Raw genomic sequence first — 21,346 nt, forward strand, 5'->3', positions numbered from 1 at the left:
AACATCCGTGGTCTTTAGCCTTCAGGTGCCCGCATCTTGTCAGCCGTTCGCATCAAAATCTGCGGTATTACCCGAATCGAGGACGCCCTGGCTGCGGTTGCTGCCGGGGCGGATGCCATAGGTTTTGTGTTCTACGCCAAGAGTCCGCGCGCCGTAACTTCTGCCCAGGCGGGTGCCATCATCGCTGCGCTGCCGCCATTCGTGACTACTGTCGGGCTCTTCGTCGACATGCCGCGGGCTGAGCTGAAGCAGTTGCTGGAAGTGGTGTCCCTTGACCTGTTGCAGTTCCACGGAGATGAAAGCCCGGCGGACTGCGCGGGCTACGGTCGCCCCTACATCAAGGCGCTGCGGGTCAAGCCGGGTGATGATGTTGCGGCGGCGATCGCACGCTACCCCGACGCATCCGGTGTTCTGCTCGACACCTATGTCGCGGGCACCCCTGGTGGCACCGGCGAAGCCTTTGACTGGAGCCTGGTGCCCCGGAATGCGGCAAAGCCGGTGATTCTCGCTGGCGGTCTGACCCCCGAGAATATCGGCGAAGCGGTGCGCCAGGTTTGCCCTTATGCCGTGGATGTCAGCGGTGGCGTCGAGGCCAGCAAGGGCATCAAGGACGCAGCAAAGATTCAAGCCTTCATCCAACGGGCACGTGCCTGACATGCAGATCGCGGAAGATTTCGCGTATTTGCTTGCTGGCGCGTCTCCTGCATATGTGACGGACAGCGCGTCGCTGCCGTCCATAACCGAGTTGCCCAGTCAGGCGAAGCCTGTCGGGTCACGCGGCAAGGCTGCGTCGATCGGGCCTGTTTTTTTAGAGGGTGGTGGTGAGGCCATCACCAGGGTGATCCCCGGTTACATGCTGAGTGCCGGGGTCGCAACCATGAATTCGCTCAAGGACATGCGCGGGGCTATGAACCGCTAGCGCGTGTTCGGGCCTGAAAGCTGTGGAGAACTAGAGCATGAGCAACTGGCTGGTAGACAAGCTGATCCCTTCGATCATGCGTTCCGAGGTGAAGAAGAGCTCCGTTCCGGAAGGCCTCTGGCACAAGTGCCCGTCCTGCGAGGCGGTGCTTTACAAGCCCGAGCTGGAAAAGACGCTGGACGTCTGCCCTAAGTGCAACCACCACATGCGCATCGACGCGCGCACTCGCCTGAACATCTTCCTGGACCCGGAAGGTCGCGAAGAGATCGGGGCTGACCTGGAACCGGTAGATCGCCTGAAGTTCCGTGACAGCAAGAAGTACAAGGACCGCCTGGTAGCCGCCCAGAAAGATACCGGCGAGAAAGATGCGCTGATTGCGATGAGCGGCACCCTGCACAAGATGCCGATCGTGGCTTGCGCCTTCGAGTTTTCCTTCATGGGGGGCTCGATGGGGGCCGTCGTCGGTGAGCGCTTCGTTCGCGCCGCCAACGTTGCCCTGGAAAAGCGTTGCCCGCTGGTCTGCTTCTCCGCCTCCGGTGGTGCGCGGATGCAGGAAGCCCTGATTTCTCTGATGCAGATGGCCAAGACCTCCGCAGTCCTGGCCCGCCTGCGTGAAGAGGGCATCCCCTTCATTTCCGTACTGACCGACCCGGTCTACGGTGGCGTTTCGGCCAGTCTGGCGATGCTTGGCGACGTGATCGTCGGCGAGCCGCGCGCCCTGATCGGCTTTGCCGGTCCGCGCGTGATCGAGCAGACCGTGCGCGAGAAGCTGCCGGAAGGCTTCCAGCGCAGCGAGTTCCTGCTGGAGCACGGCGCCATCGACATGATCATCCCACGCGCAGAGCTGCGAGAGCGCCTTGGTCGGCTGCTGGCGCAGATGCTGCGTCTACCTTCCCCGGCTATCGCATGACCCAGAAAACCCTTGCCGACTGGCTTTCCTATCTTGAACAGCTCCACCCCACAGCCATTGACATGGGGTTGGAGCGTAGCCGCGAAGTTGCCGAACGGCTGGGCCTGACCCGGCCGGCTCCGAAAGTGATCACGGTCACCGGCACTAACGGCAAGGGTTCCACTTGCGCTTTCCTGGCCGCGCTATTGCGCGCTCAAGGGCTCAGGGTTGGTGTGTACAGCTCGCCGCACTTGCTGCGTTACAACGAGCGCGTCCAGTTGAACGGCCAGGAGGCTACCGATCAGGCGCTCTGCAATGCGTTCGCCGCGGTAGAAGCCGCGCGCGGCGAAATCTCTCTTACTTATTTCGAAATGGGCACCCTGGCAGCCTTTTGGTTGTTCCAGCATGCAAGCCTCGATGCCGTGGTGTTGGAAGTTGGCCTTGGCGGTCGCCTGGACGCAGTGAATCTGGTGGATGCCGATCTCGCTCTGGTGACCAGCATCGGCCTGGATCACGCGGACTGGCTCGGCGACACACGGGAAAGCGTGGCCTTCGAGAAAGCAGGCATTTTCCGCGCGGGCAAGCCGGCCCTGTGTGGCGATCTGGACCCGCCTCAACCGCTGTTGGACCAGGCGCATGCGCTTGCCGCGCCGCTGTTCTTGCGCGGAAGAGAATTCGACCTGGCGCAGGGCGATGGCGGTTGGCACTGGCGTGGTACCTGCGCTTCCGGGCAGGTGCTGGAACTGCATGATCTGCCTCTGCTCGACTTGCCTATGGAAAACGCCGCTCTGGCACTTCAGGCCTATGCGCTGCTGGGCATGCCCTGGCAGCCGGAAGCCCTCCAGGCCGCGCTGATCGGTACGCGGGTCACCGGAAGACTGGATCGCCGCAACCTCGACTGGCACGGCAAGAGGGTTTCCCTGCTGCTGGATGTCGGTCATAACCCCCATGCGGCCGAGTACTTGGCGGCACGCCTCGCTGCCCGCCCGGTTGCCGGCAACCACCTGGCTGTTTTCGGTCTGCTTTCCGACAAGGATCTTCCCGGCGTTCTTGGCCCCCTGAGCGCGCGACTGGCCCACTGGGCTGTGGCGCCATTGCCCACCCCGCGTAGCCGTCCCGCATCGGAACTGCAGGCGGCATTGACGAACCTTCACGCAAGCGTCAGTGTCCACGAAAATATCGCCGCAGCTCTCGAGGCGCAGTGTGAGCGGGCGTCACCGGACGACGAGATTCTGGTGTTCGGTTCGTTCTACAGTGTGGCTGAGGCGCTGAGCTGGCTGGATAACCAAGCAGCGGGGGAGTAGGGGAAATGGCTGTAATGGACAAGGGACTCAAGCAACGTATCGTCGGCGCTCTGGTGCTGGTGGCGCTGGCGGTGATCTTCCTGCCCATGCTGTTCAGTCGCGAGGACGAGATGCGCCAGGTGGTGGTCGAGGCTCCGCCCATGCCGAAGGCGCCGGAAATGCCGCCGGTGGAGCTCGAGCAGGTCCAGGTGCCGGAGCCGCAAGCTCTGCCTCAGGAGCCTGTGCCGCCGCTGGAGCCTGTCGACGACGCACTCGCTTCGGCTATGCCTCCGGCCGAGGAGGCCGCACCGACAGCGCCCGCCCAACCGACCGCACCTGCCGTTCCGGTTCCTGCGCAGCCGCAACCTGCGGCACCAGCTCAGGCTAAGACACCGGTGCCCGTGCCGGCTGCTCCCATTGCGGCGGTCAAGGCCGAAGAGAAGCGTCTGGATCTCAATGGCTTGCCGGTCAGTTGGTCGATCCAGCTCGCCAGCCTGTCCAGTCGCGCCAGTGCCGAGAACCTGCAGAAGAACCTGCGTACCCAGGGCTATAACGCCTACATCCGCAGCGTGGAGGGCATGAACCGAGTGTTCGTCGGCCCGGTAATCGAGCGTGCCGAGGCCAATCGCCTGCGCGACCAGCTCTCCCGTCAGCAGAAGCTGAACGGCTTCATCGTCCGTTTCCAGCCGGAAAAGACCTGATAGAGCAGGTTAATCGAGCCCTTTCTGCTCCGCGGGTTACCGGAGTGGAAGGGCTCTGCTAAAATGCAGCGCCTTTTCTGTTTGTGGGCCGCATCGTGGCATTCACCTGGGTCGATTGGACGATAATCGCCATCATCGCCGTTTCCAGTCTGGTCAGTTTGAGTCGGGGCTTCGTCAAGGAAGCCCTCTCGCTCCTGACCTGGATAGTCGCAGGTGTTGTTGCCTGGACCTTCGGCGGCGCCTTGTCGCTGCACCTCACTGAATTCATCGAAATGCCTTCGGCGCGCATCATCGCCGCATGCGCCATTCTCTTCATCGCCACCTTGCTGGTGGGTGCCTTGATCAATTTCCTGATCGGCGAACTGGTCAGGGTTACCGGTATGGACGGCACTGACCGCGTGCTGGGCATGGCCTTTGGCGCCGCCCGTGGTGCGCTGCTGGTTGTGCTGCTGGTCGGCCTGCTTAGCCTGGCACCGGTGCAACAGGATCCCTGGTGGCAGCAATCTACGCTGTTACCGCATTTTCTAATGGTCGCTGACTGGTCGAAGAACCTTATTCTGGGCTTCACCAGTCAGTGGCTCGCGAGCGGCATCAGCTCACCCAGCTGATGCGTCGCAACTGGAAGCATGCTCGTCCATGCCCAAACGGCCTGGACGGGTACTTGATTAGCCTGAACTACTAGCAGGGGTTGCGTCACATGTGTGGCATCGTCGGTATCGTCGGTAAGTCGAACGTCAATCAGGCGCTGTATGACGCGCTTACCGTGCTTCAGCATCGCGGCCAGGACGCTGCCGGTATTGTGACCAGCCATGATGGCCGGCTCTTCCTTCGCAAGGACAACGGTCTCGTCCGTGACGTCTTCCAGCAGCGCCACATGCAGCGCCTGGTCGGCAGCATGGGCATCGGCCACGTGCGCTATCCCACTGCCGGCTCCTCCAGCTCCGCAGAGGCCCAGCCGTTCTACGTCAACTCGCCTTATGGCATCACTCTGGCGCACAACGGCAACCTGACCAACGTCGAGCAACTGGCCAAGGAAATCTACGAATCCGACCTGCGCCACGTGAACACCAATTCCGACTCGGAAGTGCTGCTCAACGTGTTCGCCCACGAGCTGGCTCACCGCGGCAAGCTGCAGCCTACCGAGGAAGATGTATTCGCCGCGGTTTCCGGCGTGCACGCGCGCTGCAAGGGTGGCTACGCCGTGGTTGCGATGATTACCGGGTACGGCATCGTCGGCTTCCGTGATCCCCATGCGATTCGCCCGATCGTCTTCGGTCAGCGCCACACCGACGAAGGCGTCGAGTACATGATCGCTTCCGAGAGCGTGGCCCTTGATGTGCTGGGCTTCACCCTGATTCGCGACCTGGCCCCGGGCGAAGCGGTTTACATCACCGAGGAAGGCAAGCTGTTCACCCGCCAGTGCGCGGCTGATCCGCAGTATTCCCCCTGCATCTTCGAGCATGTATACCTGGCCCGCCCGGACTCCATCATGGATGGCATCTCCGTCTACAAGGCGCGTCTGCGCATGGGCGAGAAGCTTGCCGAGAAGATCCAGCGCGAACGTCCCGAGCACGACATCGACGTGGTGATTCCGATTCCGGATACCAGCCGCACCGCTGCCCTGGAGCTGGCCAATCACCTGGGTGTGAAGTTCCGCGAAGGCTTCGTGAAGAACCGCTATATCGGCCGTACCTTCATCATGCCGGGCCAGGCCGCGCGCAAGAAATCCGTGCGCCAGAAGCTGAACGCGATCGAACTGGAATTCCGCGGCAAGAACGTGATGCTGGTGGATGACTCCATCGTTCGCGGCACCACCTGCAAGCAGATCATCCAGATGGCCCGCGAAGCTGGCGCCAAGAACGTTTACTTCTGCTCCGCCGCTCCGGCGGTGCGCTATCCGAACGTGTACGGCATCGACATGCCCAGCGCCCACGAGCTGATCGCCCACAACCGTTCCACCGAGGAAGTGGCCGAACTGATCGGTGCTGACTGGCTGGTATACCAGGACCTGCCGGACCTGATCGACGCAGTGGGTGGCGGTAAAGTGAAGATCGACCACTTCGACTGTGCGGTCTTCGACGGCCAGTACATCACCGGCGACGTGGATGAGCACTATCTGAACAAGATCGAGCAGGCCCGTAACGACGCCAGCAAGGTCAAGGCCCACGCGGTCAGCGCCATTATCGATCTGTACAACAACTGAGTCGCGCGTCTGGCGGCGAGTCGTAAGTCTGTAGCCCGGATCGCATCCGGGCTTCGTTTCTGAAGAGGTAGGGATATGACGCAGGAATGGGAAGCCGGAAGGCTGGACAGTGACCTGGAAGGCGCCGCCTTCGAAACCCTGGCCGTGCGAGCTGGCCAGCGCCGTTCGCCGGAAGGTGAGCACGGCGAGGCCATGTTCCTGACCTCCAGCTACGTGTTCCGCACTGCCGCCGACGCTGCTGCGCGTTTCGCCGGCGAAGTCCCGGGCAACGTCTATTCGCGCTACACCAACCCGACCGTTCGGACCTTCGAAGAGCGAATCGCTGCCCTTGAAGGTGCCGAACAGGCTGTGGCTACCGCCTCTGGCATGTCGGCGATCCTCGCCATTGCCATGAGTCTGTGCAGCAGCGGCGATCACGTACTGGTCTCCCGTAGCGTGTTTGGCTCCACCATCAGCCTGTTCGAAAAGTACCTCAAGCGCTTCGGCATTGAAGTCGACTATCCGGCGCTGTCCGACCTGGATGGCTGGAAGTCCGCGATTAAACCGAACACCAAGCTGCTGTTCGTCGAGTCTCCTTCCAATCCTCTGGCCGAACTGGTGGATATCCCCGCCCTGGCCGAGATTGCCCACGCCAAAGGCGCTCTGCTGGTGGTAGACAACTGCTTCTGTACCCCAGCCCTGCAACAGCCTCTGAAGCTGGGGGCCGACATCGTCATGCACTCGGCCACCAAGTACATCGACGGCCAGGGACGCACAATGGGCGGTGTGGTCGCCGGTCGCGCCGAGCATATGAAGGAAGTGGTGGGTTTCCTGCGTACCGCGGGCCCGACCCTGAGCCCCTTCAATGCCTGGGTGATGATGAAAGGTCTGGAAACCCTGCGCGTGCGCATGCAGGCCCATTGCGCCAGCGCTCTCGATATCGCCCGGTGGCTGGAGCAGCAATCCGGTGTCGAGCGCGTCTACTACTCAGGGCTGGAAAGTCATCCGCAGCACGAGTTGGCCAAGCGTCAGCAGAAAGGCTTCGGCGCGGTAGTCAGCTTCGAGGTCAAGGGCGGGAAGGAAGCGGCCTGGCGTTTCATCGACGCCACCCGGATGATTTCCATCACCACCAACCTGGGCGACACCAAGACCACCATCGCCCATCCGGCCACCACTTCCCACGGGCGCCTTTCGCCTCAGGAACGGGCCAATGCGGGTATCAGTGACAGCCTGGTCCGCTTGGCCATTGGCCTGGAAGATGTGGCGGACCTCAAGGCCGATCTGGAGCGTGGGCTCGCCGCCCTGTGATCGATTGGGCCTTGCAGGCGACTGCGCCAAATAACGGCAAGGTCGCCCTGGTTACCGGCGCGGCGCGCGGGATCGGTTTGGGTGTATCCGCCTGGCTGATCGCTGAAGGCTGGCAAGTGGTGCTTGCCGACATCGACCGCGCCCGTGGTGCTCGGGTAGCCAAGGCATTGGGTGAGAATGCCTGGTTCGTCGGCATGGATGTCGCCCATGAAAGTCAGGTGGCGGTGGGCGTGGCTGAAGTGCTCGGGCAGTTCGGCCGCCTCGATGCCCTGGTCAGCAACGCTGCTATTACCGACCCCCACAATCCGCCGCTGGAGAGCCTAGAACTGGCCCGCTGGAACCGCCTGCTGGCGGTCAATCTGACGGGGACCATGTTGCTCGCCAAGCATTGTGCGCCATACCTGCGAGGACATAAGGGCGCCATTGTCACGATCGCCTCTACTCGTGCGCATCAATCGGAGCCCGACAGTGAGGCCTATGCCGCCAGCAAGGGCGGCCTGTTGGCGCTGACCCATGCGCTGGCCATGAGCCTGGCGCCCGACATCCGGGTCAACGCCGTGACGCCCGGCTGGATCGACGCCCGCGACCTGTCCGCCCGCGAAGAAGCACCCCTCTCCCAGTCGGACCACGAGCAGCACCCGGTGGGCCGTGTCGGTCTGGTGGAAGACGTTGCTGCCCAGGTGGCTTGGCTGCTGTCGGAGAACGCCAGTTTCGTTACCGGTCAGGAGTTCATGGTCGATGGCGGCATGACGCGCAAGATGATCTATCTCGGCTGATAGGCAATCGGGCTGGAAAGAAGAGGGCGGCTACACCTCGAAGGTGGGCCGCCCATTTTTGTGCCTGGCTGCCTGAAAGAAGGACTCGCGTCGGGGCTGAATCACGAGCCCCTGAGCATCACGGTTTGCGCAGGTCGACCGCCGGAGTCTGCGGGTTGTCGAACAGTTGCACCGGCTCTCGCGGCAGGATGGAAGGCCGGCCTTCCTTGTCGTGTTCGCCGACGATGCGGATATCGTTGTATTTCTTCCCGGACAGGGCCGCGATGCCGGCGCGGTCGCGGACCACGGTCGGGCGCAGGAACACCATCAGGTTGCGCTTCACATGTGTGTCCTTGGTCGAGCGGAACAGTCGGCCAAGGATGGGGATGTCGCCCAGCAGCGGCACCTTGGAATCGGTCTGGGTAATGTCGTCCTGGATCAGGCCGCCCAGCACAATCACCTGACCGTCTTCGGCGAGGATGGTGCTCTTGATCGAGCGCTTGTTGGTGATCAGATCCACCGCTTGTGCGGTCAGGGTGGCGGAGGGAGCGATGGAGGAGATTTCCTGCTCGATCTCCAGGCGCAGAGTGGCGCCTTCATTGATGTGCGGGGTCACCTTGAGGGTCACGCCGATGTCCTGGCGCTCAATGGTGGTGAAGGGGTTGTTGGCGCCTGATGCGTCAGTGGTGAAGGTGCCGGTCTGGAAGGGCACGTTCTGGCCTACGAGGATCTCCGCCTTCTGGTTGTCGAGCGTCAGCAGGCTGGGCGTCGACAGCAGGTTGCTCTTGCTGTTGGCCGAGAGGGCGGTGATCAGGGCGGCGAAGTTGTCGGTACCAATGCCGATGATGGCGCCATCGGGCAGGGTGTCGGGAATCTCGTCGTCGCGGATGGCGTTGAGCACGGTGCCCACCGAGAGGCCGGTGTTGCCGAAATTCACGCCCCCCAGGCCGCCGGTGCTGCCGCGTGCATCCACCGCCCACTGCACGCCCAGCGCGTCGGTGATGTCGCCGGATATTTCGACGATGGCCGCTTCGACCATCACCTGGGCGCGGGGTACGTCGAGCTGGCGGACGATATCTTCCATGGCCGTTACCACATCCGGCTCGGCCAGCATGACCAGCGCGTTCAGGCTCTCGTCAGCGCGGATCAAAATGTTCTGTGGCTTGCCGCCTGAAGCGGCGCCGCCCCCTTCACCGCCCCCTTCTTCGCTCTTCAGGCCTTCGGATATTTCGCCGAGGGTTTCCGCGAGCGCCTTGGCGTCGTTGTGGCGTAGACGGATCACCCGTGTATTGGCCGAACGCGAGGTAGGCGTGTCGAGGGACTGCGCCAGGGCAGCCAGCTTCGCCCGGGCAGACGGTGGGCCGAGGATGATGAGTCGGTTGGTGCGGGCATCGGCTATCACCTGGGTGCCCGACGTCCCCTTGGATTGACCACGGTTGAGGGACGCGTTGAGCACTTCGGCGGCGTCCATGACCCAGGCGTGCCGGAGGTTGAGCACCGTGTAGTCACGGTCACCCTTCTGGTCGAGTTGGCGCATCAGGTCTTCGATACGCGCGATATTGGCCGCGCGGTCGCTGATGATCAGGGCGTTGGCCGAGGTCACAGCCGCCAGGTGGCCGTACTGGGGAACGAGCGGTCGAATCAGTGGGATGAGTTCGGTCACCGGGGTGTGCTGCACCTGGATCACCCGGGTCTCCAGGCTTTCCGCGCCGGCACGGCTGCTGGCGGCCTCCGCCTTGGCTTCGGCGTTGGGGATGATGCGTGCCTGGTCGCCCTGGGCGACGACGGTGAAGCCGTGGGTTGCCATCACTGAAAGGAACAGCTGATACACCTCGTTGAGCCCGAGTGGTGCCTTCGACACAACGCTGACCTGGCCCTTCACTCTCGGGTCGACGATGAAGGTCTCGCCGGTGATGTCGGCGATCTGGTCGATGAACTCGCGGATATCGGCGTCCTTGAGGTTGATGGTCCAGCCGTCCTGCTGCTGCTGTTGTGCACTGCCAGGAGCGGCGGCCGGCTGTGCGGCGAGCAGGGACAGGGGCGCGGTCAGCATCCCGGCGGCGATCAGGGCGAGCGTGAGGCGCGAGAAGGTCAGGGGCATCGTGTCATTCGCTTTCCTGGGACTGTTCGGCGGAAGGATCGGAGACGGTGTTTTCCGGGTCTTCCATCTGTTGGCGCAGCTTTTCCATGCGCTCGCGCAATTCCGCGGCGTTGTCTTCCTGCAGGCCGTTGAGTTCGTCGATCACTGCGGCAGAGGGCTCGTCAGGGACGCCACCGACAGGGGTGAAGCGTGAGCGCGGTTCCGGGAAACTGAGACTTTCCAGGCGACCGTTGCGTTCGATCTCGACGCGATTGCGATACACCGCGTGTACTTTCACCCCGCTGGTGATCTCGTCACCGGCGGTAAAGCGACGCGGCTTGCCACCTTCGTACTGGATGATGGCAATGGACTTGTCCGGCCCGGCATGGACGAAACTGCCGAGCAAGGTCAGGCGCAGATTGGTAGTGGGGGGCGGGCCGCTTGGCTGGACCTTCGGCGCCGGGCCGAAGAGGGGCTCCAGGTTCTGCAGCGGCTGGCTGGTGGCACGCGGTTTTCCCTGCTGTTCGGGCGCCTCGGCTGGAGCATCCACCAGGCGCAACCACTCACGGGTCTGCCAGGCGAAGCTGGCCCCCATGACAAGCACCAACAGCGCACCGACAAGTGCAGGCGCGTGGCGTTGCAGCCAATGCACGGAATCCGAGGCTTGCAAGTGGGTCCAACTCCTAATGGGGCTTTTTTCTGGTTTTGTTTTTGGCAAATCTGCTTTGATCATAGCAGCGACTTTGCCGGCGATGGTCGGCCGTTCGGGTGATGTTGCGACACGGTCGCTGTGCTAAAGATATATGTGAATTTTTACGGCTTTAGGTGGTTTTGTTCACAAGCATCATAAGAATCGGACAGCGGCTCTGCACATTCGTCAGATTGCCCTGCAATACTTCTTTCTGGACCCACCTGAAATAGGCGCCCACGGATGAACCCTCCACTCGTTGAAGCCCCTCTGCGACGGCTACCGTTCGGATTCGCCAAGCGACATGGTGTGTTGTTGCTCGATGGTGTGGAGCCCTGCCTGGCACACCGCCCGGGCGTCGAACTGGTAGCGCTGGCCGAGGCGCGTCGATTCGCCGGGCGCAGCCTGCCGATGAAACCGCTCACCGGTGAGGCCTTCGAGCAGGCCTTGGCGCAGACCTATCAGCATGATTCCTCCGCCGCCATGCAACTCGCCGAAGACCTTGGCGGAAGCCTCGACCTTGCGGCCCTGGCCGAGCAGATTCCGGAAACCGAGGACTTGCTGGAGCAGGAGGACGACGCGCCGATCATTCGCTTGATCAACGCCATCCTCGGCGAGGCGATCAAGGAAAACGCCTCCGACATCCATCTGGAAACCTTCGAGAAACGCCTGGTGGTGCGCTTCCGCGTCGACGGCATACTTCGTGAAGTGCTGGAGCCCAAGCGTGAGCTGGCGGCCCTGTTGGTGTCGCGGATCAAGGTCATGGCGCGCCTGGATATCGCCGAGAAGCGCATTCCCCAGGACGGCCGCATTTCCCTGCGGGTTGCCGGACGCGAAGTCGACATCCGTGTTTCCACATTGCCGTCGGCCAATGGCGAGCGGGTGGTGTTGCGTCTGCTGGACAAGCAGGCCGGCCGCCTGACCCTGCAGCATCTGGGCATGAGCGATCGCGATCGCCACCAGCTGGAAGACACTGTGCGCCGCCCTCATGGCATCCTGCTGGTCACCGGCCCCACCGGTTCGGGCAAGACGACCACTCTCTACGCCAGCCTGGTCACGCTGAACGACCGCACCCGCAATATCCTTACCGTCGAAGACCCCATCGAGTACCACATCGAGGGTATCGGCCAGACTCAGGTCAACCCCAAAGTGGACATGACCTTCGCCCGTGGTCTACGTGCCATCCTGCGCCAGGACCCGGACGTGGTGATGGTGGGTGAGATCCGCGACCAGGAGACTGCCGAGATCGCCGTACAGGCATCGCTCACCGGTCACCTGGTGCTTTCGACCCTGCACACCAACAGCGCGATCGGTGCCATCACCCGCCTGGTGGACATGGGGGTCGAACCCTTCCTGTTGTCATCGTCCTTGCTTGGTGTGCTGGCCCAGCGCCTGGTGCGGGTGTTGTGCCCGCATTGCAAGGAGTCCTATCAGGCTGACTCCGCCGAGTGCAAGTTACTCGGTGTGGACCCGGGTAGCGCGCCGACCCTGTATCGCGCCCGTGGTTGCACGGAGTGCCACCAGCAGGGTTATCGCGGGCGCACCGGTATATACGAGCTGGTGGTGTTCGACGATCACATGCGCAGCCTGATTCACAGCGTTGCTTCAGAGCAGGAAATGATCCGCCACGCCCGGCTGTCCAGCCCAAGCATTCGCGAGGACGGCCGACGCAAGGTTTTGCTCGGGGTCACCACGGTGGAAGAAGTTCTGCGGGTCACCCAGGAAGAGTAAATGGCCGCATTCGAATACCTCGCGCTCGACGCCAAGGGCCGCCAGCAGAAGGGCGTGCTCGAGGCGGACAGCGCTCGCCAGGTGCGCCAGCTGCTGCGGGAGCGCCAGCTGGCCCCGTTGGAAGTGCGCGCGACCCGTGTCCGCGAGCAGGCCGAGCGTGGCCGCTTCAGCCTCTCGCGTGGCCTTTCCGCGCGTGATCTCGCCCTGGTGACGCGACAGCTCGCGACCTTGGTGCAGGCGGCGCTGCCCATCGAGGAAGCCTTGCGGGCGGCAGCCGCGCAGTCCAGCAGTTCGCGCATCCAGTCGATGTTGCTGGCGGTGCGCGCGCGGGTGCTGGAGGGGCACAGCCTGGCCAGCAGCCTGCGGGAGTTTCCATCGGCCTTCCCTGATCTCTATCGCGCCACGGTGGCGGCTGGGGAGCATGCAGGTCACCTGGGCCCGGTGCTGGAGCAGTTGGCCGACTACACCGAGCAACGCCAGCAGTCGCGGCAGAAGATCCAGCTGGCGTTGCTCTATCCGGTGATCCTGATGTGTGCGTCGCTGGCGATCGTCGCCTTCTTGCTGGGCTTCGTGGTGCCGGACGTGGTCAAGGTGTTCATCGATTCCGGACAGACCTTGCCTTTGCTCACCCGAGGGCTCATCGCGTTGAGCGATCTGGTCAAGCATTGGGGCTGGCTGATGTTGCTGGTGTTGGTCGCGGCCATCGTCGGTGCACGTTGGGCCTTGCGTGACCCCAACATCCGCCACCGCTGGCATGCCATGGTGCTGCGCATCCCGCTGGTGGGGCGGCTAGTGCGCGCCACCGATACGGCGCGCTTCGCGTCCACCCTGGCGATCCTGACCCGTAGCGGTGTGCCGCTGGTGGAGGCCCTTGGCATCGGTGCCGAAGTGATCGCCAACCGTGTGATCCGGGCCCATGTCGTGCTGGCTGCACAGAAGGTCCGCGAAGGCGGCAGCCTGACCCGCGCCCTGGAAGGCAGCGGCCAGTTCCCGCCGATGATGCTGCACATGATCGCCAGTGGCGAACGCTCTGGTGAGCTCGACCAGATGCTTGCCCGCACAGCGCGCAACCAGGAAAACGACCTGGCCGCGAGCATCGCCCTGCTGGTCGGGCTTTTCGAACCATTCATGCTGGTGGTGATGGGGGCAGTGGTGCTGATGATCGTGCTCGCCATCCTGCTGCCTATCCTTTCTCTCAACCAACTCGTGGGGTAATCGCGTGAATCTGCGCCGTAGTCAGTCGGGCTTTACGCTCATCGAAATCATGGTGGTGGTGGTCATCCTCGGCATTCTTGCCGCGCTGGTGGTGCCGCAGGTGATGAACCGTCCCGACCAGGCCAAGGTCACCGTGGCCAAGGGCGATATCAAGGCCATTGGCGCCGCCCTGGACATGTACAAGCTGGACAACTTCGCCTATCCCAGCACCCAGCAGGGTCTCGAGGCCCTGGTGAGCCGGCCTTCCGGCAACCCGCCGCCGAAGAACTGGAATAAGGACGGCTACCTGAAGAAGCTGCCAATCGACCCTTGGGGCAACCCCTATCAGTACCTGTCGCCCGGTAGCAAGGGTACCTACGATCTCTATTCCCTGGGGGCCGATGGCAAGGAAGGCGGTAGCGACAACGACGCCGACATCACCAACTGGGACAACTGATGAGAAGCGGGCGGCAGGGTGGCGCTGGTCGGATGTCCGGTACCTTGGCGTCCGCGGGTTTCACCCTGATAGAAGTGCTGGTAGTGATGGTCGTCATTGCCTGCCTCGCGGGTCTGGCGGTAATCAGCTCTGGTGTCGCCGGCCCCGCTCGTGAACTCAACAACGAAGCGGAGCGCCTGGCGGGCCTGATCGGCGTGCTCGCCGACGAGGCCGTGCTGGACAACCGCGAGTACGGCCTGCGACTCGAGCGCGACCGTTACCAGGTCTACTACTACGACGAATCCAGTTCGCGCTGGCAGCCCATGTCCGATGGCGCCCGCCAGTTGCCCGAGTGGGCCGAGCTGACCTTCGAACTGGACGGCGAGCCCTTGGTGCTGCCGGCGCCTGCCAAGGACGAGAAGAAGGCGAAGGATGCCCAGCCGGTACCGCAATTGATTATTCTCTCCAGTGGCGAGCTCAGTCCATTCCGCCTGGTAATGGCCGAGCGGCGCAAGGATGGGCGGCGCCTGCAGCTTTCCAGCGACGGCTTTCGCCTGCCCCGCGTGGAGAGCCTGAGTGGCAAAGGGCGCGCTGGATGAAGCACAGTCGCGCCTTCACCCTGATCGAGGTGTTGGTGGCCCTGGCCATCTTCGCAGTGGTAGCCGCCAGCGTGCTCACTGCCAGCGCCCGCAGCCTGCAGATCGCTTCGCGCCTGGAAGACAAGACCCTGGCGATGTGGATCGCCGACAACCGCCTGACGGAGTTGCAGTTGCGCCAGACGCCGCCGGGCAATGGCCGCGACCAGGGTGAACTGGACTACGGTGGGCGGCGCTGGGAGTGGTTGAGCCAGGTCGAGGGGACCAGCGACCCGGCACTGCGGAGAGTCACGCTGTGGGTCGCACCCAAGCCCCTTAGAGGTATCGGCGGCAAACTGGAAGACCGCGCCGCTATACGCCTGGTGGGCTTCCTCGGGAGTACACCATGAAGCGCTCCGCAGGCTTCACCCTGCTGGAGCTGCTGATCGCCATCGCCATTTTTGCGCTGTTGGCCATCGGTACCTGGCGCATGCTAGGTGCGGTCCTCGACAGCGATGAGGCGACCCGTTTACAGGAGCAGCAATTGCGGGAGCTGGTGCGGGGCATTTCCGCCTTCGAACGCGATGTTCGCCAAGTGATCTCACGGCCGATACGCGATGCCTACGGCGAATCACGGGCCGCGCTGCTGGGTGAACAGTCCGGCGACGGCGACAGCCTGGAACTCACCCGGAGCGGTTGGCGCAATCCTACCGGCACGCAGCGCTCGCGCTTGCAGCGGGTGCGCTGGCAGCTTTCCGGTGAGCGCCTGGAACGGCGTTACTGGACGGTCCTAGACCAGGCGCAGGACAGCCTGCCGCGGGTTCAGAACGCCCTGGATGGTGTGACCTCCATGAAGCTGCGCTACATGGACGACAGTGGCGACTGGCAAGACAGCTGGCCGCCTGCCGGGCTGTCCGACGATGAGCGTCTGGATCGCCTGCCGCGCGCGCTGGAGATCACTTTGCAGCATCGCCGCTACGGCGAATTGCGCAGGGTCTTGCGGCTGGTGGAAACCCCGCCGCGCCAGGTGCCCCAGGCAGGCGGCGAGCAGCAGAGTCCTCAGGGAGAGCAGGACAACCAGCAGGATGACGGACAGGAGCGGACGCAATGAAGCGCCAGACAGGCGTTGCGCTGCTTACTGTGCTGCTGGTTGTGGCGGTGGTCACTGTCGTCTGCGCTGGCCTGATCGCCAGGACCCAGCTTTCCATCCGCTCCAGCGGCAACGAGCTCCATACCCGTCAGGTGGCCCAGTACGCGCTTGGCGGCGAGGCGCTGGCGGAAGCCATCCTGGTTCGTGACCTGCGCCAGGGCGATCCGCGTACGCCGGTGGATCACCTCGGCGAGGCCTGGGCGCGTCCCCTGAGCACTTTCCAACTGGACGACGGCGGCTCGCTCAGCGTGCGTATCGAGGATCCGAGCGGGCGCTTCAACCTCAACAGCCTGGTGCGCGATGGCCAGCTCAACGAACAGGGTATTCGCCAGTTCCGGCGTCTTCTGCTGCGCCTGGGAATCGAGGCGCCCTATACCGAGCGGCTGGTGGACTGGCTCGACCGTGACGAGGAGCCCTTCGGGCCAAATGGTGCGGAAGATAACCAGTACCTGCTATTGCAGCCGCCTTACCGCGCGGCCAATCACGCCATGAGCGATGTTTCCGAGTTGCGCCTAGTGTTAGGCATGACGGAGTTGGACTACCGCAAGCTGCTGCCTTTCGTGGCCGTGCTGCCGTCTGATTCCACTCTCAACGTCAACACGGCCAGTGCCCTCGTGCTATCCACCCTGGCCGACAACCTCGACGCTGACAGCGGCGGGCTGCTGATGGCGGCTCGAGGCGCCACGGGCTTCCGCAGCATGGATGCCTTCCTCGGCCAGCCGGCCCTCGCCGGGATGGGGTTGGAGGCGCAGGGACTGGCGGTGGGCAGTCAGTATTTCCAGGTGATCAGCGAGGTACGCCTCGCCGGTCGCCGCCAGGTTCTGGTCAGTACCCTGCAGCGCGGCAGTGACGGCAAGGTACGGATTCTTTCTCGTGATCTCGGGCAAGGCGGTTTGCCGCCGGCGCCCGTCAAGGAGCCGCAGTCATGACACAGGCTTGCATCTTCCTCCCGGTGGCCGCCTGCACGCAGCTGGATGCCGAACTGGAGGTGCTGCTCTGGCAAGGAGGCACGGGCCGTCGCCTGCCGTTTGCCGGGGCGTTGGAAGAAGTGCTTTCGCCCTGGCGCCTGATTCTGCCGGTGGAGGCCGTGACCTGCTGCGCGGTCCGGCTGCCTACGCAGAAGGGGCGCTGGCTGCGTCAGGCGCTGCCATTCGCGGTGGAGGAGATGCTTGCCGAGGAGGTCGAGAGCTTCCATCTGGGGCTCGGTGGTGCTCTGGTCGATGGTCGGCATCGGGTATTTGCGGTGCGCCGCAGCTGGCTGGCGGGATGGCTCGATCTGGCTGGCAAACTCGGGACGATGCCCGCATCCATCCAGATAGACGCCGACATGTTGCCGGAGCAGGGCACCCAGCTGCTCTGGCTGGACCAGCGCTGGCTGCTGGGGGGCGAGGGGAGTGCCCGACTTGGCTTCCTGGAACAGGACTGGCCGCATCTGCGGGATGTCTGCCCGGCACCGCGCAATGGCCGCGCTCCCGTCGAGCGCCAATCCCTCGAGGGCGTGGATGACTGGCGCGATGAGATGGATGCCTATGGCTGGTTGGCGGAGCAGAAGGGCAGCGATCTGGCCCAGGGTGAGTTCACCCTGAAGGAAGAGCGGAAACGCTGGTCGCGCTGGAAGCCGCTGCTCGGACTGGTCGGTCTGTGGCTGGTACTGCAATGGGGCTTCAACCTGGTCCAGGCCTGGCAGCTGCAGCGCCAGGGTGACACCTACGCCGATGCCAACGAAGCGCTCTATCGCGAACTGTTCCCCCAGGACACCAAGCTGGTGAATCTGCGGGCGCAGTTCGATCAACACCTGGTCGAAGGCTCTGGTGCAGGTCAGAGCCGCTTGCTCGCATTACTTGGCAAGGCGGCCGAGGCACTGATTGCCGAAGGTGCTCAGGTGCGGGTGCAGCAACTGGATTTCAGTGAGATACGGGGTGATCTGGCTCTGCAGGTGCAGGCTCCGGGCTTCGACGCCCTGGAGCGTCTGCGCGAGCGCCTGATCGGAAGCGGGCTTTCCGTGCAAATGGGGTCGGCCAGCCGTGACCAGAGCGGCGTCAGCGCGCGCCTGGTGATAGGAGGATGAAGATGCTCGATGCAATCAAGGCGCCGCTCCGCTCGCAGTGGCAGGCTTCCTCCCTGGCCCCGCGCTGGCGCGCCTTGCCGGCACGGGATCGCATGGCATTGCTGTGGCTGGGCATATTCCTCGGCATGGTCCTGCTCTACCTGCTGCTCTGGCTGCCAGCGGAACGTCGCCTGGCCAGCGCTCGCGAGTACTTCGAAACCCAGCGCGGGATGCACGCCTATCTACAACTCCATGCGCCCGAAGCGCGTGCGATACAGAGTCAGCCGCAAAGCAAGGTTGATCCGGAGCGCCTGCAGGGACTGGTGACCGCCACTGCTGCCGAGCAGGGACTGGCTGTCGAGCGAATCGACAGCGACGCCCCAGGGGCGGTGCAGGTGAACCTTCAACCGGCGGCCTTCCCCAGCCTGTTGCGTTGGCTGGGGGTTCTGGAAGGGCAGGGCGTTCGCATCGAAGAGGCCGGGCTGGATCGCACCGAAGATGGCCGGGTGACGGCGCGGGTATCGCTGAAGGCCGGGAGCTGATCCTGCGCCAGTCCGGTGCGCTTGCCCTGCTCTGGTGCGCATCGAGGCGATGGCAGGCGGGGCGGGAAATGCCATTCGAAGAAAAAATCCATACAGGGTGTTGACTTAGCGGAGGCCTCTGCGTAAATTGCGCGCCTCGCAAGGCCGATGGGTGATTAGCTCAGCCGGGAGAGCATCTGCCTTACAAGCAGAGGGTCGGCGGTTCGATCCCGTCATCACCCACCAATCTTGCGAATTTCGGACGTAAGTCCGGCCGACGCGCAGCGGTAGTTCAGTCGGTTAGAATACCGGCCTGTCACGCCGGGGGTCGCGGGTTCGAGTCCCGTCCGCTGCGCCATATTTCCCATGTTCGAGTTGCTCGGGCGTGAGGCAGAAAGTCCCGTTGGGCCTATCTGCCAGACGATGCAAAGGTTCCAGCGGACGCAAGTCCAACCGACACGCAGCGGTAGTTCAGTCGGTTAGAATACCGGCCTGTCACGCCGGGGGTCGCGGGTTCGAGTCCCGTCCGCTGCGCCATATAGAGAAGCCCTCAGGTAGCGATACCTGGGGGCTTTTTCTTTGCCTGTTCGTTTATCTCTCCCCATGGCCACCCTCTCGGCCCTCCTTGGTTCCCATGACGAAGGCAGGGGTAATTTTCCGGTCACCTGCGCTCGTTACCTTATTGGCATGGACTTTGTTTCCTAACTCATATCGCCACCAGGAGGAACAGCCAATGGACGATTACCAGGAAGAGATTCTCGACTTTCACGCCAGCGAGCAGGACTCGGTCGAGCCGGCTGAAGACGCTACCGAAATGTGATCAACCTGCCTGGCGCTGGGCGCGGCGGAACTCGCCCGGTGTGCTGCCACTCCAGCGCTTGAAGGCGCGCTGGAAGGCTTCGGCCGAGGCAAACCCCAGCAGGTAGGCGATCTCACCAAAGGCCAGTTCCGTATCGCGGATATAGGCCATGGCCAGGTCGCGGCGCGTTTCGTTGAGGATGGCGCGGAATTGGGTGCCTTCTTCGGCCAACTTGCGGCGTAGCGTCCAGCTCGGCATCTGCAGCCGCGCCGCCACTTCTTCGAGGTCCGGCTCGCGCCCGTGCAGCAGTGGTCCCAGCAGTTGGGTAATACGCTCGCGCAGGCTGCGGGTTCGTGTCAGCTGCTGCAGCTCCCTCTCACAGATATCCAGTAATTGTCGCCAGGTGCTCGGGCAGTGTTCGCTGCCGCGCAGTGCCAGGGTGTCCTGAGACAGTCGAAGCTGGTTGGCGCTGGCCTCGAACTCCACCGTGCAACCGAAATGCTCGGTGTAGCGCTCGGCATATTCCGGTGCCGGAAACTCGATCTCCACCTTCTCTACTCGGATGCCCATTCCAGCCAGTTGGCTCAGGTGGCTCTGCCAGCCGGCCAGTACCGAATCCACGACGAAGCGGTTGTAGGCGTTGTAGGGGCTGATGGAATAGAAGCGCAGCCAGGCACCCTTGGCGTCCTCGTGGAAGCTCGACTGTCCGCGATAGTTACTGGCGTAGAGCAGTTCGAATCGGGTCAGGGCACGGGCCGCTTCGCGCAGGTTGGGTGCCTGTTCGGCGCAGACACCCGCGAGCCCGAGCTGGCTGAGTCGGCTGAGGCGGCCCATGGCCAGGCCCAGGGCGGGATTGCCGCTGAGCTGGATGGCGGCGTGGCCGAGCCGCATGAAGCGCGGGATCGACAGTCGCCCATGGGGTTCGGCGAAACGCGTGGCGTCCAGGCCGAAGCGTTCCAGCAGGTCCGTCGCGCAGTGACCGGCCTGCTCCAGCGCCGCTGCCATGCTGAGTACGGAGCTCACGGAGAGATCGCCCAGTTTGACGCGTTGCGTTTTCATCGCGGGCTCAACCAGGCATTCAGCAGGTGGCTGCCCGGCGATTCGCTGGCTTGCGAGACCTGGGCGGGTGTCAGTTCGCTGCCCGCTGGTGCGTTATGCAGCCGCCATAGACGACCGCGCAGGAACAGCGCCTCGCTGGCGCTGGTCTGGCCGTCGCTCAGTGTCACCAGATTCTGCGGATACCCCTGGCTCCAGCTGCGGGCAATGGTCACCTGGCCGCCGGCGGTTTGCAGCTTCTGGCTGGATTCGCCCCTGGCGCTTTGTGGCCAGGGCTGGCTGAAAGGCTCGCCAAGCAGCAGGCCGTCGGGGGAGAAGGCCAATGCGACGTTGTAGAGCGCGCCGTGGCCGCTGCGCAGCTTGCCGTCCTTGAGGTAAGGGGAGGGCAGGAGGATGGAGCCGGCGAGAATGGTGACCTGGTACTGGCCAGCCAGACGGCCGAACATCTTCTGGTAGTCCCGCGCCATGCGACGGGCCTTGGCCCGCAGCAGTGCCTCTTCCAGGTCCTGCCCCTGGAGGAACAGGCGTCCCAGGAGCGTCGGGTGGCTGAGGGTGAGCAATCGGCCACCTTCGGCGAAGGTTCGAGCCTGGTAGAGGCTGTGCTTTTCGTCCCGCAACAGCATCCAGGTACCAATGTGGTCGGGCAGGGCGACTACGGTTTTCTCGTTCAGCAGGCCCAGGGCACGGGCCTGGTCAAAGGCAGCGACGAGCTTCATGCGCAGGAGATCAGGGTCGCGGTAGTCGCTGGGGTACAGCGCCGGACGGATCGCCAGCAGGTTGCCGCTTGCACCGGCCGTTCCCACATTGCTGGTGAGCGTGGCGCGCAGATCGGAAAGATAGTGGGCGTGCGGCCGTTCGCCGGTCCATACCGCATAGGCAGTCAGGCAGCTCACCAGGATGGCGGCGATCAAGGGCGTCAGCAGCTTGCGCATGGAAAATCCGAGTCAGGGGAATGCCGATCAGGGTAGGGGACGCACTGCCGCTTGCCAAGGGTGGCTGTCAGTTTGGATCAGTAACTTGTCAGTTCTGATC

23 protein-coding genes and 3 tRNA genes are annotated in these 21,346 nt (G+C 63.6%); 22 read left to right on the forward strand and 4 right to left on the reverse strand.

The genetic code is table 11. The annotated features are described in order from the left end of the window. Positions 1 to 36 precede the first annotated feature (36 nt). The 9 genes from SA496_RS07670 (at position 37) to SA496_RS07710 (ending at position 8,058) form a co-directional block, all read left to right on the forward strand. Positions 37 to 654, forward strand: coding sequence for a phosphoribosylanthranilate isomerase (locus tag SA496_RS07670; protein ID WP_330115235.1), 618 nt, complete (start codon positions 37 to 39; stop codon positions 652 to 654). Between the two features lies 1 nt (position 655). Beyond that, entirely contained in the window at positions 656 to 919 is a 264-nt protein-coding gene (locus SA496_RS07675; protein WP_120651754.1) for a hypothetical protein, read from the forward strand. A gap of 37 nt (positions 920 to 956) precedes the next feature. Continuing rightward, on the forward strand, positions 957 to 1,829 hold the full coding sequence (gene accD, locus SA496_RS07680; RefSeq protein WP_120651753.1) for an acetyl-CoA carboxylase, carboxyltransferase subunit beta: 873 nt from the start codon (positions 957 to 959) through the stop codon (positions 1,827 to 1,829). Further along, positions 1,826 to 3,112 (forward strand): bifunctional tetrahydrofolate synthase/dihydrofolate synthase, encoded by a 1,287-nt coding sequence (gene folC, locus SA496_RS07685; protein ID WP_120651752.1) that lies wholly within the window; start codon positions 1,826 to 1,828, stop codon positions 3,110 to 3,112. Before accD ends, folC begins: the two co-directional genes overlap by 4 nt. Positions 3,113 to 3,117: 5 nt before the next feature. Next, complete coding sequence (locus tag SA496_RS07690) at positions 3,118 to 3,792, forward strand: SPOR domain-containing protein (RefSeq protein WP_120651751.1); 675 nt, start codon at positions 3,118 to 3,120, stop codon at positions 3,790 to 3,792. A 95-nt stretch (positions 3,793 to 3,887) separates the two neighbouring features. Continuing rightward, a complete protein-coding gene (locus SA496_RS07695) occupies positions 3,888 to 4,400 on the forward strand; it encodes a CvpA family protein (protein ID WP_077525450.1) in 513 nt (170 codons plus the stop codon). An 89-nt stretch (positions 4,401 to 4,489) separates the two neighbouring features. Next, complete coding sequence (gene purF, locus SA496_RS07700; RefSeq protein ID WP_330115236.1) at positions 4,490 to 5,995, forward strand: amidophosphoribosyltransferase; 1,506 nt, start codon at positions 4,490 to 4,492, stop codon at positions 5,993 to 5,995. 75 nt (positions 5,996 to 6,070) lie between these two features. Beyond that, entirely contained in the window at positions 6,071 to 7,282 is a 1,212-nt protein-coding gene (locus SA496_RS07705; protein WP_120651749.1) for an O-succinylhomoserine sulfhydrylase, read from the forward strand. Between the two features lie 11 nt (positions 7,283 to 7,293). After that, positions 7,294 to 8,058: an SDR family oxidoreductase gene (locus tag SA496_RS07710; RefSeq protein ID WP_256660980.1), complete on the forward strand. Its 765-nt coding sequence runs from the start codon at positions 7,294 to 7,296 to the stop codon at positions 8,056 to 8,058. Between the two features lie 118 nt (positions 8,059 to 8,176). On the opposite strand, the gene gspD is transcribed toward SA496_RS07710, so the two are convergent. Together gspD and SA496_RS07720 are read right to left on the reverse strand one after the other, a co-directional pair. Next, complete coding sequence (gene gspD / locus SA496_RS07715) at positions 8,177 to 10,138, reverse strand: type II secretion system secretin GspD (RefSeq protein WP_120651747.1); 1,962 nt, start codon at positions 10,136 to 10,138, stop codon at positions 8,177 to 8,179. A gap of 4 nt (positions 10,139 to 10,142) precedes the next feature. Beyond that, the gene (locus SA496_RS07720; protein ID WP_120651746.1) at positions 10,143 to 10,787 is read right to left on the reverse strand and encodes a type II secretion system protein N; all 645 of its coding nucleotides are present in this window, start codon (positions 10,785 to 10,787) and stop codon (positions 10,143 to 10,145) included. Positions 10,788 to 11,048: 261 nt separating this feature from the next. On the opposite strand from SA496_RS07720, the gene gspE reads away from it, so the two are divergent. The 13 genes from gspE to SA496_RS07785 all read left to right on the forward strand — a co-directional run bounded on the left by gspE (position 11,049) and on the right by SA496_RS07785 (position 19,279). Next, positions 11,049 to 12,536 (forward strand): type II secretion system ATPase GspE, encoded by a 1,488-nt coding sequence (gene gspE, locus SA496_RS07725; protein WP_120651745.1) that lies wholly within the window; start codon positions 11,049 to 11,051, stop codon positions 12,534 to 12,536. Continuing rightward, a complete protein-coding gene (gene xcpS / locus SA496_RS07730; RefSeq protein ID WP_120651744.1) occupies positions 12,537 to 13,751 on the forward strand; it encodes a GspF family T2SS innner membrane protein variant XcpS in 1,215 nt (404 codons plus the stop codon). Between the two features lie 49 nt (positions 13,752 to 13,800). After that, positions 13,801 to 14,187 (forward strand): type II secretion system major pseudopilin GspG, encoded by a 387-nt coding sequence (gene gspG, locus SA496_RS07735; RefSeq protein WP_256661032.1) that lies wholly within the window; start codon positions 13,801 to 13,803, stop codon positions 14,185 to 14,187. Positions 14,188 to 14,219: 32 nt separating this feature from the next. Then, positions 14,220 to 14,765, forward strand: coding sequence for a type II secretion system minor pseudopilin GspH (gene gspH, locus SA496_RS07740; protein ID WP_330115237.1), 546 nt, complete (start codon positions 14,220 to 14,222; stop codon positions 14,763 to 14,765). Then, positions 14,762 to 15,151, forward strand: a complete 390-nt coding sequence (gene gspI, locus SA496_RS07745; RefSeq protein WP_330115238.1) for a type II secretion system minor pseudopilin GspI — start codon at positions 14,762 to 14,764, stop codon at positions 15,149 to 15,151. Before gspH ends, gspI begins: the two co-directional genes overlap by 4 nt. Then, a complete protein-coding gene (gene gspJ / locus SA496_RS07750; protein WP_120651740.1) occupies positions 15,148 to 15,852 on the forward strand; it encodes a type II secretion system minor pseudopilin GspJ in 705 nt (234 codons plus the stop codon). Before gspI ends, gspJ begins: the two co-directional genes overlap by 4 nt. After that, positions 15,849 to 16,820, forward strand: a complete 972-nt coding sequence (gspK, locus tag SA496_RS07755; RefSeq protein WP_120651739.1) for a type II secretion system minor pseudopilin GspK — start codon at positions 15,849 to 15,851, stop codon at positions 16,818 to 16,820. Before gspJ ends, gspK begins: the two co-directional genes overlap by 4 nt. Beyond that, positions 16,817 to 17,959 (forward strand): type II secretion system protein GspL, encoded by a 1,143-nt coding sequence (gene gspL / locus SA496_RS07760; RefSeq protein ID WP_330115239.1) that lies wholly within the window; start codon positions 16,817 to 16,819, stop codon positions 17,957 to 17,959. The genes gspK and gspL overlap by 4 nt, the downstream gene beginning before the upstream one ends. 2 nt (positions 17,960 to 17,961) lie before the next feature. Further along, a complete protein-coding gene (locus SA496_RS07765; protein WP_120651737.1) occupies positions 17,962 to 18,480 on the forward strand; it encodes a type II secretion system protein M in 519 nt (172 codons plus the stop codon). A 149-nt stretch (positions 18,481 to 18,629) separates the two neighbouring features. Further along, positions 18,630 to 18,705 (forward strand) — tRNA-Val (locus SA496_RS07770). Positions 18,706 to 18,740: 35 nt separating this feature from the next. Further along, positions 18,741 to 18,817 (forward strand) — tRNA-Asp (locus tag SA496_RS07775). 102 nt (positions 18,818 to 18,919) lie between these two features. Then, positions 18,920 to 18,996, forward strand: a tRNA-Asp gene (locus SA496_RS07780). A 157-nt stretch (positions 18,997 to 19,153) separates the two neighbouring features. Continuing rightward, the gene (locus tag SA496_RS07785) at positions 19,154 to 19,279 is read left to right on the forward strand and encodes a hypothetical protein (protein ID WP_330115240.1); all 126 of its coding nucleotides are present in this window, start codon (positions 19,154 to 19,156) and stop codon (positions 19,277 to 19,279) included. Here SA496_RS07785 and SA496_RS07790 read toward each other — a convergent pair whose 3' ends face one another. Together SA496_RS07790 and SA496_RS07795 are read right to left on the reverse strand one after the other, a co-directional pair. After that, positions 19,280 to 20,317, reverse strand: coding sequence for an AraC family transcriptional regulator (locus SA496_RS07790; protein WP_120651736.1), 1,038 nt, complete (start codon positions 20,315 to 20,317; stop codon positions 19,280 to 19,282). It lies immediately after the preceding gene. Continuing rightward, positions 20,314 to 21,246, reverse strand: coding sequence for a hydrolase (locus tag SA496_RS07795; protein ID WP_120651735.1), 933 nt, complete (start codon positions 21,244 to 21,246; stop codon positions 20,314 to 20,316). Before SA496_RS07795 ends, SA496_RS07790 begins: the two co-directional genes overlap by 4 nt. Positions 21,247 to 21,346 lie beyond the last annotated feature (100 nt).

Source organism: Pseudomonas sp. JS3066 (assembly GCF_036328175.1).
Taxonomy (GTDB): Bacteria; Pseudomonadota; Gammaproteobacteria; order Pseudomonadales; family Pseudomonadaceae; genus Metapseudomonas.

Bases quoted from the DNA above. Each gene is read 5' to 3' on its own strand.
- purF (WP_330115236.1), top strand. From the start codon at position 4,490: ATGTGTGGCATCGTCGGTATCGTCGGTAAGTCGAACGTCAATCAGGCG.
- SA496_RS07795 (WP_120651735.1), bottom strand. From the start codon at position 21,246: ATGCGCAAGCTGCTGACGCCCTTGATCGCCGCCATCCTGGTGAGCTGC.
- SA496_RS07790 (WP_120651736.1), bottom strand. From the start codon at position 20,317: ATGAAAACGCAACGCGTCAAACTGGGCGATCTCTCCGTGAGCTCCGTA.
- gspJ (WP_120651740.1), top strand. From the start codon at position 15,148: ATGAAGCGCTCCGCAGGCTTCACCCTGCTGGAGCTGCTGATCGCCATC.
- gspD (WP_120651747.1), bottom strand. From the start codon at position 10,138: ATGCCCCTGACCTTCTCGCGCCTCACGCTCGCCCTGATCGCCGCCGGG.
- gspG (WP_256661032.1), top strand. From the start codon at position 13,801: ATGGTGGTGGTGGTCATCCTCGGCATTCTTGCCGCGCTGGTGGTGCCG.
- folC (WP_120651752.1), top strand. From the start codon at position 1,826: ATGACCCAGAAAACCCTTGCCGACTGGCTTTCCTATCTTGAACAGCTC.
- gspE (WP_120651745.1), top strand. From the start codon at position 11,049: ATGAACCCTCCACTCGTTGAAGCCCCTCTGCGACGGCTACCGTTCGGA.
- gspH (WP_330115237.1), top strand. From the start codon at position 14,220: ATGTCCGGTACCTTGGCGTCCGCGGGTTTCACCCTGATAGAAGTGCTG.
- SA496_RS07675 (WP_120651754.1), top strand. From the start codon at position 656: ATGCAGATCGCGGAAGATTTCGCGTATTTGCTTGCTGGCGCGTCTCCT.
- accD (WP_120651753.1), top strand. From the start codon at position 957: ATGAGCAACTGGCTGGTAGACAAGCTGATCCCTTCGATCATGCGTTCC.
- gspL (WP_330115239.1), top strand. From the start codon at position 16,817: ATGACACAGGCTTGCATCTTCCTCCCGGTGGCCGCCTGCACGCAGCTG.
- SA496_RS07765 (WP_120651737.1), top strand. From the start codon at position 17,962: ATGCTCGATGCAATCAAGGCGCCGCTCCGCTCGCAGTGGCAGGCTTCC.
- SA496_RS07705 (WP_120651749.1), top strand. From the start codon at position 6,071: ATGACGCAGGAATGGGAAGCCGGAAGGCTGGACAGTGACCTGGAAGGC.
- xcpS (WP_120651744.1), top strand. From the start codon at position 12,537: ATGGCCGCATTCGAATACCTCGCGCTCGACGCCAAGGGCCGCCAGCAG.
- gspI (WP_330115238.1), top strand. From the start codon at position 14,762: ATGAAGCACAGTCGCGCCTTCACCCTGATCGAGGTGTTGGTGGCCCTG.
- SA496_RS07690 (WP_120651751.1), top strand. From the start codon at position 3,118: ATGGCTGTAATGGACAAGGGACTCAAGCAACGTATCGTCGGCGCTCTG.
- gspK (WP_120651739.1), top strand. From the start codon at position 15,849: ATGAAGCGCCAGACAGGCGTTGCGCTGCTTACTGTGCTGCTGGTTGTG.